This window comes from Mycobacterium farcinogenes (assembly GCF_019739075.1).
GTDB lineage: Bacteria > Actinomycetota > Actinomycetes > Mycobacteriales > Mycobacteriaceae > Mycobacterium > Mycobacterium senegalense.
On sequence record NZ_CP081673.1, the window covers coordinates 4,811,491 to 4,829,030 of the forward strand.

General features: G+C 67.2%; 13 protein-coding genes. 9 read left to right on the plus strand and 4 right to left on the minus strand.

Annotated features, from left to right (window positions below):
- Positions 1-34: 34 nt before the first annotated feature.
- The 4 genes from benA to K6L26_RS22895 all read left to right on the plus strand — a co-directional run bounded on the left by benA (position 35) and on the right by K6L26_RS22895 (position 7,366).
- Positions 35-1,405, plus strand: a complete 1,371-nt coding sequence (benA, locus tag K6L26_RS22880) for a benzoate 1,2-dioxygenase large subunit (protein WP_043370976.1) — start codon at positions 35-37, stop codon at positions 1,403-1,405.
- Complete coding sequence (benB, locus tag K6L26_RS22885; protein ID WP_019348765.1) at positions 1,402-1,944, plus strand: benzoate 1,2-dioxygenase small subunit; 543 nt, start codon at positions 1,402-1,404, stop codon at positions 1,942-1,944. Before benA ends, benB begins: the two co-directional genes overlap by 4 nt.
- A gap of 19 nt (positions 1,945-1,963) precedes the next feature.
- Entirely contained in the window at positions 1,964-4,678 is a 2,715-nt protein-coding gene (gene benC, locus K6L26_RS22890; protein ID WP_047038092.1) for a benzoate 1,2-dioxygenase electron transfer component BenC, read from the plus strand.
- Positions 4,679-4,753: 75 nt separating this feature from the next.
- Entirely contained in the window at positions 4,754-7,366 is a 2,613-nt protein-coding gene (locus K6L26_RS22895; protein ID WP_019347433.1) for a helix-turn-helix transcriptional regulator, read from the plus strand.
- Here K6L26_RS22895 and K6L26_RS22900 read toward each other — a convergent pair.
- From K6L26_RS22900 to K6L26_RS22915, 4 genes are read right to left on the minus strand one after another with little or no spacing between them, the layout of a single operon-like run.
- On the minus strand, positions 7,309-7,989 hold the full coding sequence (locus K6L26_RS22900; RefSeq protein WP_019347434.1) for a CoA transferase subunit B: 681 nt from the start codon (positions 7,987-7,989) through the stop codon (positions 7,309-7,311). The genes K6L26_RS22895 and K6L26_RS22900 overlap by 58 nt on opposite strands.
- Positions 7,986-8,762 (minus strand): CoA transferase subunit A, encoded by a 777-nt coding sequence (locus K6L26_RS22905; protein ID WP_019347435.1) that lies wholly within the window; start codon positions 8,760-8,762, stop codon positions 7,986-7,988. The genes K6L26_RS22900 and K6L26_RS22905 overlap by 4 nt, the downstream gene beginning before the upstream one ends.
- Positions 8,759-9,520 carry a 3-oxoadipate enol-lactonase gene (pcaD, locus tag K6L26_RS22910; protein ID WP_019347436.1) on the minus strand — a complete coding sequence of 254 codons (762 nt, stop codon included), beginning with the start codon at positions 9,518-9,520 and terminating at the stop codon, positions 8,759-8,761. Before pcaD ends, K6L26_RS22905 begins: the two co-directional genes overlap by 4 nt.
- Positions 9,517-10,749 carry an acetyl-CoA C-acetyltransferase gene (locus tag K6L26_RS22915; RefSeq protein ID WP_064895235.1) on the minus strand — a complete coding sequence of 411 codons (1,233 nt, stop codon included), beginning with the start codon at positions 10,747-10,749 and terminating at the stop codon, positions 9,517-9,519. The genes pcaD and K6L26_RS22915 overlap by 4 nt, the downstream gene beginning before the upstream one ends.
- 76 nt (positions 10,750-10,825) lie before the next feature.
- Between K6L26_RS22915 and K6L26_RS22920 the strand changes: the two genes are divergently transcribed.
- From K6L26_RS22920 to K6L26_RS22940, 5 genes are all read left to right on the plus strand, one after another.
- Positions 10,826-11,716, plus strand: a complete 891-nt coding sequence (locus tag K6L26_RS22920; protein ID WP_064895237.1) for a LysR substrate-binding domain-containing protein — start codon at positions 10,826-10,828, stop codon at positions 11,714-11,716.
- Positions 11,717-11,817: 101 nt separating this feature from the next.
- Complete coding sequence (locus K6L26_RS22925) at positions 11,818-12,930, plus strand: acyl-CoA dehydrogenase family protein (protein WP_064895240.1); 1,113 nt, start codon at positions 11,818-11,820, stop codon at positions 12,928-12,930.
- Between the two features lie 2 nt (positions 12,931-12,932).
- Positions 12,933-14,129 carry an acyl-CoA dehydrogenase family protein gene (locus K6L26_RS22930; protein WP_064895242.1) on the plus strand — a complete coding sequence of 399 codons (1,197 nt, stop codon included), beginning with the start codon at positions 12,933-12,935 and terminating at the stop codon, positions 14,127-14,129.
- Between the two features lie 3 nt (positions 14,130-14,132).
- Positions 14,133-16,547 carry a CaiB/BaiF CoA-transferase family protein gene (locus tag K6L26_RS22935; RefSeq protein ID WP_221851600.1) on the plus strand — a complete coding sequence of 805 codons (2,415 nt, stop codon included), beginning with the start codon at positions 14,133-14,135 and terminating at the stop codon, positions 16,545-16,547.
- 60 nt (positions 16,548-16,607) lie between these two features.
- Positions 16,608-17,528 (plus strand): LysR family transcriptional regulator, encoded by a 921-nt coding sequence (locus tag K6L26_RS22940; RefSeq protein WP_019346659.1) that lies wholly within the window; start codon positions 16,608-16,610, stop codon positions 17,526-17,528.
- The last annotated feature ends 12 nt before the right edge of the window (positions 17,529-17,540 follow it).

A 17,540-nucleotide genomic window follows, 5' to 3' on the forward strand; every position in this document is an offset into this window, starting at 1 on the left:
ATCCGCGCATCTGCGCTCATCTGGAGGCACCCCAATGACAGCTACAGTCCCGGTTTCGCACCCACATCTGGCCACCGTGTTGGCCGATGCGGTGATCGATGACCCGCAGGCCGGCGTGTACCGAGCCAACCGCCGGATCTTCACCGACGAAGAACTCTTCGAGCTGGAGATGAAGCACATCTTCGAGGGCAACTGGCTTTACCTTGCCCACGAGAGCCAGCTGCCCAACCCCGGCGATTACTTCACGACGTACATCGGTCGTCAGCCCGTGGTGATCACCCGGGACGCAAAAGGAACTCTCAACTGCCTGATCAATGCCTGCGCCCATCGCGGCGCGATGGTCTGCAGGCGCAAGACCGACAACCGCGTAACGCTGACCTGCCCGTTCCACGGCTGGACGTTCCGCAACGACGGCACCCTGCTCAAAGTCAAAGACCCTGAGGGCGCGGGCTATCCGGACACCTTCAACTCGGGCGGCTCCCACAACATGACCAAGGTCGCACGCTTCGAAAGCTACCGGGGGTTCCTGTTCGGCAGTCTCAACGCCGATGTGCTGCCGCTGGCCGAGCACCTCGGCGATGCCACGACCGTGATCGACATGTTGGTCGACCAGTCCCCCGAAGGCCTTGAGGTACTGAGGGGTTCGTCGACCTACACCTACGACGGCAACTGGAAGGTGCAGGCCGAGAACGGTGCCGACGGCTATCACGTCACCGCCACCCACTGGAACTACGCTGCCACCACCGGACGGCGCAGCACCGGCGAATCGAAGAACGAGACCAAAGCACTCGACGCCGGCGGGTGGGGCAAGTCCGGAGGCGGCTACTGGTCATTCCCACATGGCCACCTGTGCCTGTGGACATGGGCGGCCAACCCCGAGGATCGCCCCCTGTGGGACAAGCTCGACGACCTCAAGGCCCAATACGGCGAAGCCAAGGGCGAATTCATGGTCAAGGGCTCACGCAATCTGTGCGTTTACCCGAATTTGTACCTGATGGACCAGTTCTCGACCCAGATCCGCCATTTCCGCCCGATCGCGGCGGACAAGACCGAGGTCACCATCTACTGCATCGCCCCAAAGGGTGAGAGCGACGCCGCCCGGGCCCAACGCATCCGCCAATACGAGGATTTTTTCAATGCCTCCGGCATGGCCACACCTGATGACCTCGAAGAGTTCCGCTCGTGCCAGCTCACCTTCCGTGCCACAGCCGCGCCGTGGAACGACATGAGTCGCGGTGCCCAGCACTGGCTTTCGGGCCCGGACCCGGTGGCGCAGTCACTCGGTATGACTGGCATCGTCTCGGCCGGCGTACGCAACGAGGACGAGGGGCTCTACCCCGTCCAGCACGGGTACTGGCTACAGACCATGCGCGAGGCACTGGCACAGGAGGAGGCTGACCGATGAGCACCCAGGTCCGAACCGGGACTCAGCCCCCGGTCAACTCTCAGCCGAAGCTGATCACCCAGAACGCGATCGAGCAATTCCTCTACCGCGAGGCGCGTTATCTCGACGACCGCGAGTTCGAGAAGTGGCTCGCCTGTTACGCAGACGACGTCGTGTACTGGATGCCGTCGTGGACCGACGACGATCGACTCGTCGAGGATCCGCAACGCGACATCTCGCTGATCTACTACGACAACAAGGGCGGACTCGAGGATCGGGTGTTCCGCATCCGCACCGAACGATCTTCGGCGACGTCACTTCCCGAACCACGCACGAGTCACAACATCAGCAACGTCGAGGTGATCGAACGGCGCGGCGACCTGGTGGATATCCGATTCAATTGGCACACCATGTATTTCCGCTACAAGACGGTAGATCCCTATTACGGGACGTCCTTCTACACCATCGACTTCTCCGGCGAGCAACCACTGATCCGGCGAAAGACCGTAGTGCTCAAGAACGACTACATCCACCACGTGGTGGACGTGTACCACTTCTGATCCGGGCTGAGGTATCCCAATGACTGTCACATCCGAACCGGCCACCCACCGGGTGGCTCTGGCTTTCGAAGACGGGGTGACCCGGTTCATCACCTGCCGCGGCGATCAGACCGTCGCCGACGCCTCCTACCGTCAACGCATCAACATCCCCCTGGACTGCCGCGACGGTGCGTGCGGCACGTGTAAAGCGCTGTGCGAGTCCGGAGAATACGACGGCGGCACCTATATCTCGGATGCCCTGTCCGACGACGAGGCGGCTGCGGGCTACGCGCTTCCGTGCTGCATGAAGCCGCGCTCGGACCTGGTGCTGCAGATCGCCAGCACGTCCGAGATCGCCAAGACGGAAGCGGCTAGTTACCTCGCCGAGGTCGTCGAACTCGAACGCCTGTCATCCACCACCGTGCATCTCGGTGTCGAGATCCAGAACCGCTCCGAATTGGCTTTTCTCCCCGGCCAGTACGTGAACATCACTGTGCCGGGTACCGACACCGGCGCCGGTACCGCGACCCGCTCGTACTCGTTCAGCAACGGCCCTGACAGCGACCGCCTGACGTTCCTGATCAAGTTGACTCCCGGCGGCGCCATGTCGACCTATCTGACCGAACGGGCGGCGGTCGGCGACACCCTGACGTTCACCGGGCCGCACGGTTCGTTCTTCCTGCGGGCGGCTGACCGCCCGATCCTGCTGCTGGCCGGCGGCACCGGGCTGGCTCCGATCCTGTCCATACTGCGGCGGTTACGCGACGACGGGAGCCACCGCCGCGCCCACCTGATCTATGGCGCCTCCACCGACGACGACGTCGTGGCACTCGACGAATTAGCCCGACTGGCAGCCGATCTGCCTGGGTTCAGTTGGGAATACTGTGTGTCCGATCCGGCCAGCACCGCGCCGAACAAGGGGCCGGACAAGGCGTACGTCACGAGCCTGATCGATCCGGCGCACCTCTACAACGGCGACGTCGCGATCTACCTGTGCGGACCGCCCCCGATGGTGGAGGCGGTACGCAAGCACATTGCCCGGTCCGGCATCGAGCCCAGTGGCTTCTTCTACGAGAAGTTCGCCCTGGCAGTACCGGCGGTGCCCGCGATGACGGCCAGCCCGGCGCCGGCCGGGCGGACCGCTCCGGCTGAGCAACTGCCGACCGCTGCGGACGCGCGCGAGGTGACGGGACAGAACCTGTTCCCCGAGACCGCGATTGCTGCCTGGACCGGTCCATCAACAGGCAGTGACGACGGCGAAACCGACCGAATGCGCATGGTGGCCGGCCAGTTGGTGGCTCCCAACGGTACCGGGACGGGCCCGGCCGGAGTCGTCGAAACCGGCGGTGCCGATCCCACTCCAGAGACCTCCGGCGGTCCGGACTTCCGCGCTGTCATGGGCCAGGAGATCTTCGGCGCGGCCGCGCCGGACCCAGCCGCGGTGGCTGTCAGACAACCCGAGCCTCCGACAGTCACCGCCGACGGCTATCAGATCGGCGAGGAACACCCTGAGGTCCACGAGTCCGACGCGCTGTTCGAAGCACGCCAAGCCCTCGAACTCGGCGCACTCGAACTGACGTTGGGGCGGTTGACCAGCGGGCAGCTCGCCGGATACCGGTTGCTTGCCGAGTCGACTCTGCCGTACGTCGAGGGTGATCATTTCGTCGACGCCCGGCAGTACACCGAGACCAATGCCGCATTCCACGACTATCTGTTCACCCTCACCGGCAACGATCATCTGCTGCAGGCATATCAGGCGCTCGGCGTGAAAGGCCGCATGAGCGAGGTGCTGAGCGATGCAACATGGTGTCATCCGCTGTGCGCCCAGGACCACGTGGACATCGTCAAGGCCTTCGAGAGCGGGGACCGAAGCGCCGCACGCGCTTTGATGATCGCGCATGCCGACCGGTCGAAGCAGACCATGCGTCGTGCGATGGCCGACCACCTCGAAGCCCGGAAACCGAAGTTCATCACCCCCGGCCGGTTCACCGGCAAGGTCGTCGTGATCACCGGCGCCGCGCAGGGAATCGGTGAGCACACCGCCCGTCGCATCAGCGCCGAAGGCGGGACGCTCGTTCTCGTCGACCGATCGGAGCTCGTAAAGGAACTCGCTGACGAACTGGCTGTCGGCGGTCCGCGCAACCTGGCGGTGACGGCCGATCTGGAACATTACGAGAACGCCGACAATGTTGTACGCCAAGCACTCTTGGAGTTCGGCCGGATCGATGTGTTGATCAACAACGTGGGTGGTGCCATCAACTTCAAGCCATTCACCGAGTTCTCCGAAGCCGAGATCCAGGCGGAGGTCACCCGGTCGTTGATGACCACGTTGTTCGCGTCTCGCGCGGTGTTGCCGGCGATGGTTTCGCACGGCGGCGGTGTTATCGTCAACGTGTCCTCGGCTGCTACCCGTGGAATCCACCGGATCCCATACTCGGCGGCCAAGGGAGGAATCAACGCGATCACCGCGTCACTGGCGCTGGAGTATGCCGACGCCGGGGTACGCGTGGTGGCTACCGCCCCCGGTGGCACAGAGGCACCCCCGCGCCGGATTTCCCGGGGCACTCCCGAGCCCGCCGATGACACCGAGCGGGAGTGGTTCCAGGGACACATCGACCAGACACTGGAGTCTTCTCTGATGCACCGCTACGGAACCCTCGACGAGCAATCGGCGGCGATCTGTTTCCTGGCGTCCGACGAGGCCTCCTATATCACCGGCACCGTCCTCCCGGTCGCCGGAGGCGACCAAGGCTGACACGTCGCCGGGGGCGACCAGGGCTGACACGCTGCCGCTTACCATGGAAACGTGCTCGAAGGCTCCTCCGGCTGCATGGGGCGGGACCGCGAACTGACAAAACTCGCCGACCACCTCGCCGCCACGATCAACCACGGTGCGGCCGTGGTCGCGGTGGTCGGTGAGCCGGGCATCGGGAAAACCACCTTGGTGCGTGAGCTCACCGCCGCGCACGGCGCATGGTGGGCACGAGCGGTTCCGTGGGAATCCGATCTGCCGGGCGGCGTGCTCGCACAGCTGATTCAGGATGAAGTTCCGGCCGACCCGGTTCAGGCTGCCGCACACCTTGTCGACCACCTGCGTGCGACGGGGGTCGGCCTGCTCGCAATCGACGACGCCGAGTATGCGGATATCGAATCACTGCAAGCACTTTCGACCCTGGTCCGCCATCAACGGGACATCCCTGTCCTGGTCGTTCTCACCGCATCATCGGTTGCCGCCGTGCCCGTCAGCCTCACCGACGAGGTGCTGACGTTGTCCGGCTTGCCGACGGCGGCTGTGACCGAGTTGGCGCGGCTGCGCGGCGTCGTCATACATCCCACCATGGCGGACACGTTGACCGGGCACACGCACGGTAATCCTCGCGATGTCCTCGCCCTTCTCGACGAGGTGCCCGCCGCGGTGTGGGCACGCCCCGATGCGAGCCTGCCGGCGCCGCGATACGTGGTCGAACGGGTCCGCGGACAGCTGGCCGCATGTGGACCGGATGGGCGGGCACTTCTCGAGGCACTGGCGGTGCTGGGCGACGACGCGACGTTGGCCGAAGCCGCTGAACTCGCTGCGCTTCCCGATCCCTTGCGCGCCATCGACCAGGTCGCCGGTGCCGGGTTGATCTCGCACGTCGTAACTTTCGAGCCCCAGCTGCCCGACGCCATGACCCGGGCCGCCATCCTGGCGCAGATGAGCGCCCACCGCACCGCCGAGGCGCACCAACGGGCTGCCGAAATAGTCGACGACCCCGACCGTCGCTTGCGGCACCGGGTGGCCGCCGCCCCGATGCCCGACGAGAACCTCGCCGGCGACATCGAGGCCCTGGCGCGGGAACACGGCACCGAGGGAGCGTGGGCCAGGGCGGCTTCGCTGTTCCGTGATGCCAGTCGACTCACACCGGAGCCGCTCTTGCGTGACGAGCGCCTGACCCTTGCCGTGGACGCCCTGGTGGCCGCGGGCGACTGCGGAGCCGCCGCGGCGCTCGTCCCGGCGGTGGAGAGCCTACGCGAAACACCCTTGCGCAACGCGGTTCTGGCCTATCTGGCCATCCTGCGCGGCCGTGCTACCGAGGCCGAGGTACGCCTGCGCCGAGCGTGGGACATCGTCAACGCCGAGCGCGAGCCCGATACGGCCGCGTTGATCGCGCAACGGTACGTTCTGCATTCGCTCGTGCGTTGTCGCGGCGACGAGCTGGTGGCCTGGGCCGACACCGCGCTGCGCCTCAGCGATCGCGACTCCCCCGCCGGGATCGAATCGGCCGCCGTTCGCGGCCTCGGTCTGGCCGCGGCAGGGTATCCCGGCAAAGCGACAGCAGCCTACGACGAACTCGCCGCCAGGGTGCGACACGGTGCCCAGGCACAGCGGATCACGATGGGCCGAGGGTGGCTGCAGTTCATCCGAGACGATGTCGACACCGCTCGCAGCAACCTCGAAAGCGCAGTATCCACAGCGGCCCTGGGAGGTTCGACACGGATCACGCTGTGGGCGCAGGGGTGGCTGGCCCGGGTGCATTTCGTGTGCGGTGACTGGGATGCTGCACTGTCTTCCGTCAGGGCGGGCCGCGACCTGGCTGCATCGAGCGGCATCGTGATCGTCACACCGTTGCTGGAATGGACTGCGGCGCAGATCCATGCGCTTCGCGGAGACTGGGCTGACGCAAACCTGGCGGTGCGGGCCGCCGACGTCGTCACCCAGGACTACGAGATGGCCCGCATACCGACGATTCTCGCTCGAGCCCACGTCGCCGAGGCCGAGGCCGACTACGCCAAGGTGTGGCGCGTGCTGGAACCGCTGGCCCGGATGGCGCGGGGCACCTCGCTGGCCGAGCCGGGTTACTGGCCGTGGCCCGATCTGTTGGCCAACGCCCTTGTCCTCCAAGGCAAATTGGTGGCCGCGGACGAGTTCTTGCGACCGCACGAAGCCCAGGCCCGAAAGCGCGAGCATCGCTCGGCGATGGCCAGACTCGGTTACGCACGCGGCAGGCTGCTGGGCGCGATGGGTGACCTGCCTGCCGCCCGAGCCAGATTCGAGGAGTCTCTCGCGCTCTTGGACGGGCTGCCGCTGCGGTACGACCGTGCGCGGGTCAACTTCGCCTACGGACAGACGCTGCGCCGGGCCGGCAAACGTCGCCAGGCGGACGAGGTGATCAGCACCGCACGGGAGTTGTATCTATCGCTCGGTGCGCAGACTTTCGTGGCCCGCTGCGAGCGTGAGCTCAAGGCGGGCGGCTTGCATCAGCTGCGCGGGTCGCGTGACAGTGTCGATTTGACGCCACAGGAAGACGCGGTAACCACACTCGTCGCAAAGGGATTGACGAACCGTGAAGTGGCCGCCGAGCTGTACGTCTCACCGAAGACCGTGCAGTACCACCTCACAAGGATCTACGCGAAGCTCGGTGTGCGGTCCCGCGCAGAGTTGGCCGCGCTCCGCGGAGGATAGTTCACAGGCGCGGCGGTGTTGGCCACGATATGGTCGTATCCGACGCCGGGAGCCAATTCGAGCAGGTCGAATCCGTCGCCCGTGACGTCGAAGACCCCGAGGTCGGTGATCACCCGGCTGACCACTCCCTTACCGGTCAGCGGCAGGTCGCACGCCGAAACAAGCTTGGCTGCACCGCTTTTGGACATGTGATCCATCAGCACGATGACACGACCCGCGCCGTTGACCAGATCCATAGCCCCGCCCATGCCCTTGACCATCGAGCCGGGCACCATCCAGTTGGCGAGATCACCGTTCGCGGCCACCTGCATACCGCCCAGCACCGCGACGTCGACGTGACCGCCGCGGATCATCGCGAAACTGGTCGCGGAGTCGAAGAACGACGCGCCGGGCACGAGCGACACGGTCTGCTTGCCCGCATTGATCAGGTCTGGGTCCACCTCGTCGTCGTACGGGAACGGACCTACTCCGAGGATCCCGTTCTCTGCGTGCAGAGTGACATCCGAGCCTTCGGGCAGGTAGTCCGGGATCAGCGTGGGCAGGCCGATACCGAGGTTGACGTAGTCGCCGTCACGAAGTTCGGCGGCGGCGCGCGCAGCCATCTGTTCGCGAGTCCAGCTCATCGGGTTTCTCCTCGTTCGCGAGTGGTGCGCTTCTCGATGTCCTTGTGGGCGGCCTCTTCCGGGGTCAGCTCGACGATCCGCTTGACGAAGATGCCGGGCAGGTGGACCTCATCGGGGTGCAATTCGCCGACCTCGACGACTTTTTCGGCCTCGACCACGGTGATGCGGCCCGACATCGCCGCCGGCGGGTTGAAGTTGCGGGCGGCGGCATGGAATTTGCAGTTGCCGGCCTTGTCGACGACGGCTGCGCGAACGAGGGCGTAGTCGGTGACGATGGACTCCTCGAGCACCATCTCCTTGCCGCCGAACGTGCGGACCTCCTTGGCCGGCGAGGCCACCGCGACCGTGCCGTCGGGGTGGTAGCGCCATGGCAGGCCACCGTCGGCGACCAGGGTCCCGACCCCGGTCGGGGTGAAGAAGGCGCCGATTCCGCTGCCGCCGGCGCGCATTCGCTCGGCGAGTGTGCCCTGCGGCGTGAGCTCGACGGTCAGCTCGCCGGCCAGGTACTGGCGGGCGAACTCCTTGTTCTCGCCGACGTAGGACGCGATGACGCGGCTGATCCGGCCCGCCTCCAGGAGCAGGCCGAGACCGGCGCCGTCGACGCCGCAGTTGTTGGACACGATCGTGAGATCGCCGGCACCCTGCTCCAGCAGCGCCCCGATCAAGAACCACGGGATACCGGCCAGCCCGAATCCCCCGACCGCAAGGCTTGAACCACTGGGGATGTCGGCTACCGCTTCCGCGGCCGAGCCGACCACCTTGTTGAGGGTCATGACTGCTGCTCCAGATGCTCGATGAGGGCGGGGGTGATGATGCCAGGTTGTTCGGCGTTGGCCAGGTGCGCGGCGTGCGCGACTTCGATCAGCTTCGCGCCGGGGACGGCATCGGAGATCTCGGCCAGTTTGGCCGGCGGGGTCGCGGTGTCGTCGATGCCGGCGATGGCCAATGTGGGTGCGCCGATCCTCGGCAGGTCCGCACGCAGATCCAGCGCCGCGATCGCCTCGCAGCACCCGGCATACCCTTCGGCCGGTGTCGCGGCCACCATCGCCTCCCATGGGCCGCGGTCGCCGGGGAAGCCGGGGGTGAACCAGCGGGCCACGACAGCTTCTGCGACGGCTGTACTCCCTTCGGCGCGCACCGTGGCCGCACGGTCGGTCCACGCCGCGGCCGGTGGCAGCTGCGCTCCGGTGCACAACACAGCCAGGCGGTCGACGCGCTCGGGATTGCGGGCGGCGACCCGCATCACGGTCATACCACCCAGTGAGAGTCCCACCAGGTGGGCGCGTGCGACATCGAGTGAATCCAACAGGGCGACAAGGTCGTCGGCGAGGTCATCGATCGTGTACGGCCCGTCCGGTGCCGGCGACTGCCCGTGGCCGCGGGTGTCGTAGCGCACCACGCGAAATCGTTCCTCGAAGGCCGCCACCTGGGCATCCCACATGCGATGGGTGGAGCCCAGCGAGTTGGAGAATACGACCACCGGACCGTCGGCACGCCCGGTGACGACATGGTGGAGGGCAACGGCGGTCATCGGATCACCTCGAAAACCGCGGCGAGTCCTTGTCCCCCACCGATGCACATGGTCTCCAACACATGGCCGGCCTCACGGCGGACCGCTTCGTAGGCCGCAGTGGCCAGGATTCGGGCACCCGTCGCCCCGATGGGATGCCCGAGTGAGATTCCGGATCCGTTGGGGTTGAGCCGTTCGTCGAGTGGGTCGATCTTCCATTCGGCCAACACCGCGAGCACCTGTACCGCGAAGGCCTCGTTGAGTTCGATGAGGTCGAGCTCATCGAGGGTCAGGTCCGCGCGGTCCAACGCCGCGGCGGTGGCGCTGACCGGTCCGATTCCCATGGTCTTGGGGTCGCAGCCGCTGACCGCCCACGACTTCAGGGCCAGAAGAGGTGTCAGGCCGCGCTTTTCGGCCTCAGCACGAGTCGTGACAACGCACATGGCGGCGCCGTCATTCTGGCCCGACGCGTTGCCCGCGGTGACGCTGGCCTCGGCGTCGGTCTTGATTCGGATGGGGCGCAACGCCGCCAGGTCTGCGACGGTGACGTCGGCCCGCGGGTGCTCGTCGCGGTCTACGGTGGTGTCGGGCTTGCCGCGACCGCCTGGCACGGTCACCGGGACCATCTCGTCGACGAAGCGGCCGGCATCGTGTGCGGCGACCGCGCGGCGATGCGAGCGAACCGCGAGCTCGTCCTGATCGTCGCGGGAGATGCCGTATTCACGACGTAGGTTCTCCGCGGTCTCGATCATTCCACCGTTGATGGGATAGCTTGCACCACCGGCTGTTTCACGCGCACGATCCAGCCGGTCCTGCAATGCGACGGCACCCTGCCGCACCCCGGTGCGCAATCCCAAGGCGTAGTGCTCGACGTTGGACATCGACTCCGCACCACCGGCGACGACCAAGCGAGCGGCGCCGGTGGCCACCTGACCGGCCGCATAGAGCACGGCCTGCAGCCCTGATCCACAGCGACGGTCGACCTGCAGACCCGGCACCCGGGTGCCCAGCCCCGCGTCGAGCGCGGCAATCCGGCCGATGGCAGGCGACTCGCCATTGGCATAGCCCTGGCCCAGGATGACATCGTCCACGTCCTGTTCGCCCAGCCCGGCACGGGCGACCAGCTCACTCAGCGTGAGGGTCGCCAGGTCGCAGGCGGTCAACGCGGCGAGCGCGCCGCCCATCCGGCCGACTGGCGTGCGGAGGGGATTGCAGATCACCACTTGGGAGGCGGACTGGCCGGAAGTCATGATTCCACCGTATGGAGCTGGACCAATATTGTGAAATACTCAAAATATAGTTATTGATATTCAGAGAGTTCTAATCATGGAATTGCGACATCTGCGTTATTTCCGGGCGGTCGGCGAGGAGCTGCACTTCGGTCGTGCCGCGGAGCGCCTGCACATCGCGCAGCCGCCGCTGTCCCAGCAGATCCGCCAGCTCGAACGCGAGCTCGGAGTGCCACTACTGGCCCGGACCACCCGCAGCGTCGAACTCACCCCGGCCGGGCACGCCTACCTGCGGCGCACGGTGGAGGTACTCGACGCCGTGAACGACGCGGGCGAGGAGGCTCGCCGCATCGCAGCCGGCATCGAGGGCCGCGTGGCAATCGGCTGCGTCGGATCAGCCACCTACTCACTACTGCCGCAACTGGTCCGCGCCCTCGGTGAATCCCTGCCCGGTGTCGAGGTCAGCGTGCGCGGCGAGATGCTGGCACCAGCCCAGCTCGACGCCCTGGAAACGGGCGCGATCGATCTGGCGCTGCTGCGGCCACCGGTCAGCCGCGACGGCATCATGACCGAGATCATCCGGCGCGACCGCCTGCTGGCAGTGCTCCCAGCGGGTCATCGGCTGGCCGACTGCGCCGAGGTGACGGTGAACGATCTGCGTCCGGAGGACTTCGTCGTCCACGCCGGTCACGGCCGGTCGGTGATGAGCAACGTGGTCACCTCACTGTGCGCCGATTCCGGGTTTACGCCCCGGATTCGCCAGGAGGTCTCCGAGACGTCCACCCTGGTGACGTTGGTGGCGGCGGGGCTAGGGGTCGCGATCGTGCCGGGTCCGGCTGCCGCACTCGACATCGCCGGGGTGCGGTACGTGCCCCTGGCGCCGGCAACCCTCGGAGTGGACCTGGTCGCCGCACACTCGCAAGCCCGCGACTCCGCGCTCATCCCCAATGTGCTCGGCGTGCTCCGCAACCTCAGCCGACGGGGCTAGGGCCAGCATGTCGCAATCGGAAACCTACCGGTGTCCGATTCCGTGATTTACACCACGGCTCAGGCCGGATTCGATGGACCCGACGAGGAAGGCGGGTGCACATGACGATCAGTGTGGCCGAACGGGCGGAGCTTGCCGCCGCGGTCTCGGACTTGTTGCACGACGAATGCACCGAGCAGGACGTGCGCCGGGTGATGAGCACCGAGGACGGATTCGATCGCGGGTTGTGGCGCCGGCTGGCAGCCCAAGGCGTGACCGGCCTGCTGGTCGGAACCGAGTACGGCGGCGTCGGCCTGGGCGCGCTGGAGCTCGAGGCCGTCGCCGAGGCGGCCGGGGCTGCGCTGCTGCCCGCGCCGTTTTTGGCCAGCGCCGTGCTGGCGTCGGCCCTGATCGAATCCGCAGGCGCCGACGACGACAAGCGAGCGCTGCTGCCGGGGCTGGTCGACGGGACGTCCATCGGAACCGTCGCACTGACCGGCTCCCGCGGAACCTGGGCGCCGGAGGGCGTCGCGGTACGCGCCACCACGGGAACGGATTCGCAGGGCGATCACACCCTGACCGGCAACGCCCACTACGTCATCCACGGCCAGGTGGCCGACGTGATCCTGGTGGTGGCCCGCGTCGACGGAGACTTCGGCATTTTCCGGATCGAACCTGACGCCGACGGCTTCGAACGCACGGCCGCAACGGTTTTCGATCCGACCGTCCCCCTTTCGACCTACGCCTTCGACGCCACGCCGGCGCGCCGCATCGGCACCGCTGGATGGGACGCGGTACAGCAGGCACTCGACCTCGCCGTGATCGCGCTGGCCGGCGAACAGGTCGGCGGAGCACGGCGCATCTTCGACATCACCGTGGACTACCTCAAGACCCGGATCCAGTTCGGCCGCCCGATCGGCAGCTTCCAGGCCCTCAAACACATGGCGGCCGATCTACTGCTGCAGGTCGAATCGGCCACCTCGGCCGCCCAGCACGCCGCTGCCGAGCTGGCATCCGGAAGCGAAAAATCCCCCGGGGCAATCGCTCTGGCCGGGTTTACCTGCGCCGAGGCGTACCACACGACCGCCATGTCGGCGATCCAGATGCACGGCGGTATCGCCTTCACCTGGGAGCATCCGGCACACCTGTTCCTGCGCCGGGCCCGCACCGGCCTGCAACTGCTCGGCGGCTCGGGGCTGCACCGCGAGCGCTACCTCACCTCGAAAGGCGCCTGAAGATGACGGCCGATGATCTGCCCGACGCCGACAAACTGCGCACCGAGGTGCGTGCCTGGCTGGCCCAGAATTGGTCCGGCCTGCCGAAATCCACCAATCCGTGGGTCAGTTCGCCGGAGAAGGTGGCCTGGCTGGAGAAGGTGCTCGAGGCGGGGTACGCCGTACCCACCTTCCCCACCGAATGGTTCGGACGGGGCTACCCGAACAAGCTCGCCGCGGTCATCGAGCAGGAATTCCGCGCGGCCAAGGCTCCGGGGGCACGGCAGGACAAATACAGCATCCCGGCCAACACCGCACTCAAGTTCGGCACCGAGCAGCTCAAGAACGACCTGGTGCGTGACTTCCTCACCGAACGCATCCGCACCTGCCTGCTCTACAGCGAGCCCGGCGCCGGATCCGATCTCGCCGCGGTGCGCACCACCGCGGTCCGAGACGGCGACGAGTGGGTGGTCAACGGCCAGAAGGTGTGGACATCGGGCGCTACCACCGCCGAATACGCGCTGCTGATCGCCCGCACCGACTGGGACGTGCCCAAGCACAAAGGCTTGAGCTTCTTCATGATCCCGATGCGCCAGCCCGGCATCGAGGTCCGTCCACTGGTCCAGATCACCGGCGAATCACACTTCAACGAGGTCTTCATCACCGACGCGAGGGTGTCCGACGCCTACCTCCTGGGCGGCGAGGGCAACGGCTGGAAGGTGCTGCAGACCGCCCTGGCATACGAGCGCTCGATCATGGGTGACGCCGGCCGCGGCTCACGCAACCGGACCCGGGCCGACGATCTCATCGGCCTGGCCCGCGATCACGGCCGCCTGGAGGATCCGGCGGTGCGCAAGGACCTGGCGAATGTGCTGGCCTTGCGCGAACTGAACTCTCTGAACAATGCCCGGGCCAAAGCCGCTGCCGCGCAAGGCACATCCAGCTCCGTCATGTCGCTGGGCAAGCTGGCCATGTCGAGCATCCTGCACGCCGAGGCCCGGCTGAAGACCGAGATCATCGGTGCCGAAGCTCTTTTCGCCGGACCCGAGAATCCAGAGTCCGACGACGTCAACTTCCTCACCCTCAATGCGTTCTTCACCTCGATCGGCGGCGGCACCGACCAGATCCAGCGCAACATCATCGGCGAACGTGTCCTGGGCCTGGCCAAGGAGCCGGAAGTCGATCGCGACATCCCGTTCCGGCAGGCCCGCCGGAGCTGAAAGATGGCCAACCCGAACGACTATGACCCGCCGCTGACCGGCGTTCGCGTTCTCGACCTGTCCCGTGGCCCGATGACGGCGGTCGGCCGGCTGCTGGCCGACCTCGGCGCGACGGTGACCCAGGTGCACCTGCCCGGCGTCACGGAGGACCCGGCGGCCCCGTTCGTCGACGGCGCCGCAATCGATCCCGACTCGGTGGGGTTCGCGATCAACCGCCACGGCCTGGGCACCATGGTCATCGACCCCGCGCTCCCCGGCGAACGACGTCGCTGGGTGCGCCTGCTGGCCGACACCGACATTCTGATCGAGGACACGCGCCCTGGATCGGATGCCGAAACAACCCTGTCCGTGCGTGACATTCACGTCGAACACCCCGGCCTGGTCATCCTGTCCATCAGCGATTTCGGCCGCGACACCGGCTACCGCGGCTGGCAGGCCACCGCCCCGGTGCTGCACGCGCTCACCAGTGAGCTGTCGCGCTCCGGCATCCCGGGACGCGAGCCCGTGGTGCCGCCGGCGGCACAGTTGCCCTATCACGTGGCCTCAGCGCAGGCGGCGGTGATGACCATCAGCGTGTATCTGGACCGATTACGCACCGGCGAAGGCGATCTCATCGATTTCTCGATCCTCGACGGCGCGATGCAGACCCTCGATCCTCCGTACGGGACTGCGGGCACCGCCTCGGCCGGGCTGGCCTTGAGTGCGCAACAACGCGATTGGAATGCCGAACGTCTGCGCTACCCGATCATCGCCTGCAAGGACGGGCATGTGCGGATCTGCCTGCTGGCAAAACGCCAGTGGCACGGCATGTTCGAGTGGATGGGCCGGCCCGCCGAGTTCGCCGATCCGTCGTTCGACCGGCTCCGGGTGCGACTCAGCTCACCGGAATTGATGGCCGCGATCGGGCGGTTCTGCGCCGGGCAGACCCGGGCCGAACTGGAAGTGGCGGGCCAGCGCCACGGGGTGCCGACGGCGGCGGTGTTGACCTTGGCCGAGACCCTCGGCACCGAGCAGGTGCACAGTCGCGGCTCGTTCCACGAAATCGAGCTGGCCCCAGGCCTGTCGGCACCGGCCCCGGCGGGAGTCGTCGAGATCGACGGTCACCGGGCGCACGCCGCGAACCGGACCCAACCGCTGACGGACGGCCGCCCTCACACCGGCGTGGCCCCACTGCTCGGCGGCCGCGCCCGCCGCAATGAGGGCCTGCCGCTGGAGGGGATCCGGGTGCTGGATCTCGGCGTGATCGTCGTCGGGTCCGACACCGGACGACTCTTCGGGGATCTCGGCGCCGACGTCATCAAGATCGAGAACTCGGCGTTCCCCGACGGTTTGCGCGGCAACCTCACCGCCATGTCGCAGACCTACGGCGCGGGCCACCGCAACAAGCGCTCGATCGGCGTCGACCTGCGGACACCGCGGGGGCGTGAGTTGGCGCACCAGCTGGTCGCGCAGTCCGACGTGGTGCTCACGAACTTCAAACCGGGTGTGGCCGAGACACTGGGAATGGATTACCGAAGTCTGCGAGAACTGAACCCGCAGATCGTGGTGGTGGACAGCTCGGCGTTCGGGCCTACCGGACCCTGGGCCAAGCGAATGGGCTACGGCCCCTTGGTGCGTGCGGCCGCGGGGTTCACCGACCTGTGGGTGTATCCCGGCGAACCGGAATCGTTCTGCGACACCGTCACCGTCTACCCGGACCACGTCGCGGCCCGCATCGGCGCGCTCGGCGCGCTGAGCCTGCTGCTGCGCCGCGAACGGACCGGCACCGGCGGGTCGGTCAGCATCGCCCAGTCCGAGGTGATGTTGAGCCATCTGGCCGCGGAGATCGCCGCCGATGACCTGACCCGCCGCGGGCATGCCGCGGCCGACCCGGTCCACGACGCCCCGTGGGGTTCGTTTCCCGCCGCCGGCGACGACCGCTGGGTCGCGGTGACCGTGCGCGACGATGCCGATTGGCGCGCACTGTGCCAGGCGATCGACCGCCCGGAACTGGCCGATGACGTGCGGCTGGCGACCCGCGCCGGGCGCGACGCCCACCGCGATCGCATCGACGAGGCCGTGCGGGCCTGGACGTCGGCGCGCCCGGTCACCGAGGCGATGCAACGGTTGCAGACGGCCGGGGTGCCCGCCGGCGCGGTACTGCGTGCCGCCGAGGTCGCCGACTGGGACTACTACGTGCAGCGCCGCGCGTTCCGCGAGGAACTGCACCCGCACGCCACCGAGCCGTTCACGATGGAAAACGTGCAGATCCATTCGACTCGCATCGCCGATCCGCCCCTGCGGCAAGCGCCGCTGCTCGGCGAGCAGACCCGGGAGATCGCCGCCGAGCTGTTGGGGCTGGGCGCCGCGGAGATCGACGAGCTGATCGCCACCGGAGTGCTCGAGGTGCCGCAGGTCACGCAACTTACGGGGCGCTGACCGCCGGTCTCGTACCATTCGTGGGTCACCCTGACCCTCGAATCGCCTGGAAACGACCGCATGGACTTCACCAGACTCCGGTACTTCGTCGCGGTCGCCGAGGAACTGCACTTCAAGCGGGCCGCCGACCGGCTGAGGATCACGCCGCCGCCGCTGAGCAAGCAGATCAAGCTGCTGGAGAAAGAACTCGGCGGGCAGCTGTTCGAACGCAACTATCACGAAGTCCGGCTGACGCCGCTGGGCGCCAAAATGCTCGGGCCGGCGCGGGAGATCCTGCGCCAGGTCGATGACCTGTTGGCCACCGCGGTCCGGTTCACCGAGGGGGCCGCGACGGTGCGGGTCGGAGCAACCGCTTATGCGCCGTCGGATTTCGTGGCGCAGGTCCAGACCGCGGTAGCCGGCCTGACCGTGCCGACCGAATTCAGCGTTCCCGGGTCGGCCGCCGAGGTGACGGCCAAGCTGGTGTCCGGTCACCTCGACCTCGGACTGATCCATCTGCCCACCTCCGACAAGCGGTTGCAGTACCGAGTGGTGGCCACCTTTCAGGGTGCGGTCGCGGTGCGGTTCGACGACCCGCTGGCAGCGCAGGAACTGGTGGCTATCGAAGAGCTCCGCGATCGGGACGTGGTCATCGACTTCGCCCGGCCCAATCCCGTCATGCTGGCCGGCCTCACCCGTGCGCTCAACGCGCGTGGGGTGACCCGCATCGTGCGCACCACCAATCAATTCGGCGGCGAACTGGAGATGGCCGCCCAGGTGTTCAACCGCCGTCTCGTCGCGGTGGTGCCGTATGCGCCCGAATCACTGATCGGCAAGATCTTCTCCCCGCCGGAGTTCACGTTGGTGCCCATCGACGAGAGCACCTGGGCGCCGGCGCGGATCGCGTTGGCCTGGGTGCCCGACCGCCAGAAGAACCCGGCGGAGATCGAGGCACTGGTGGCCGAGTTGACACAGACACTGGCCCGCGGGCGCGCGCAGTAGGGTGGGCACAGT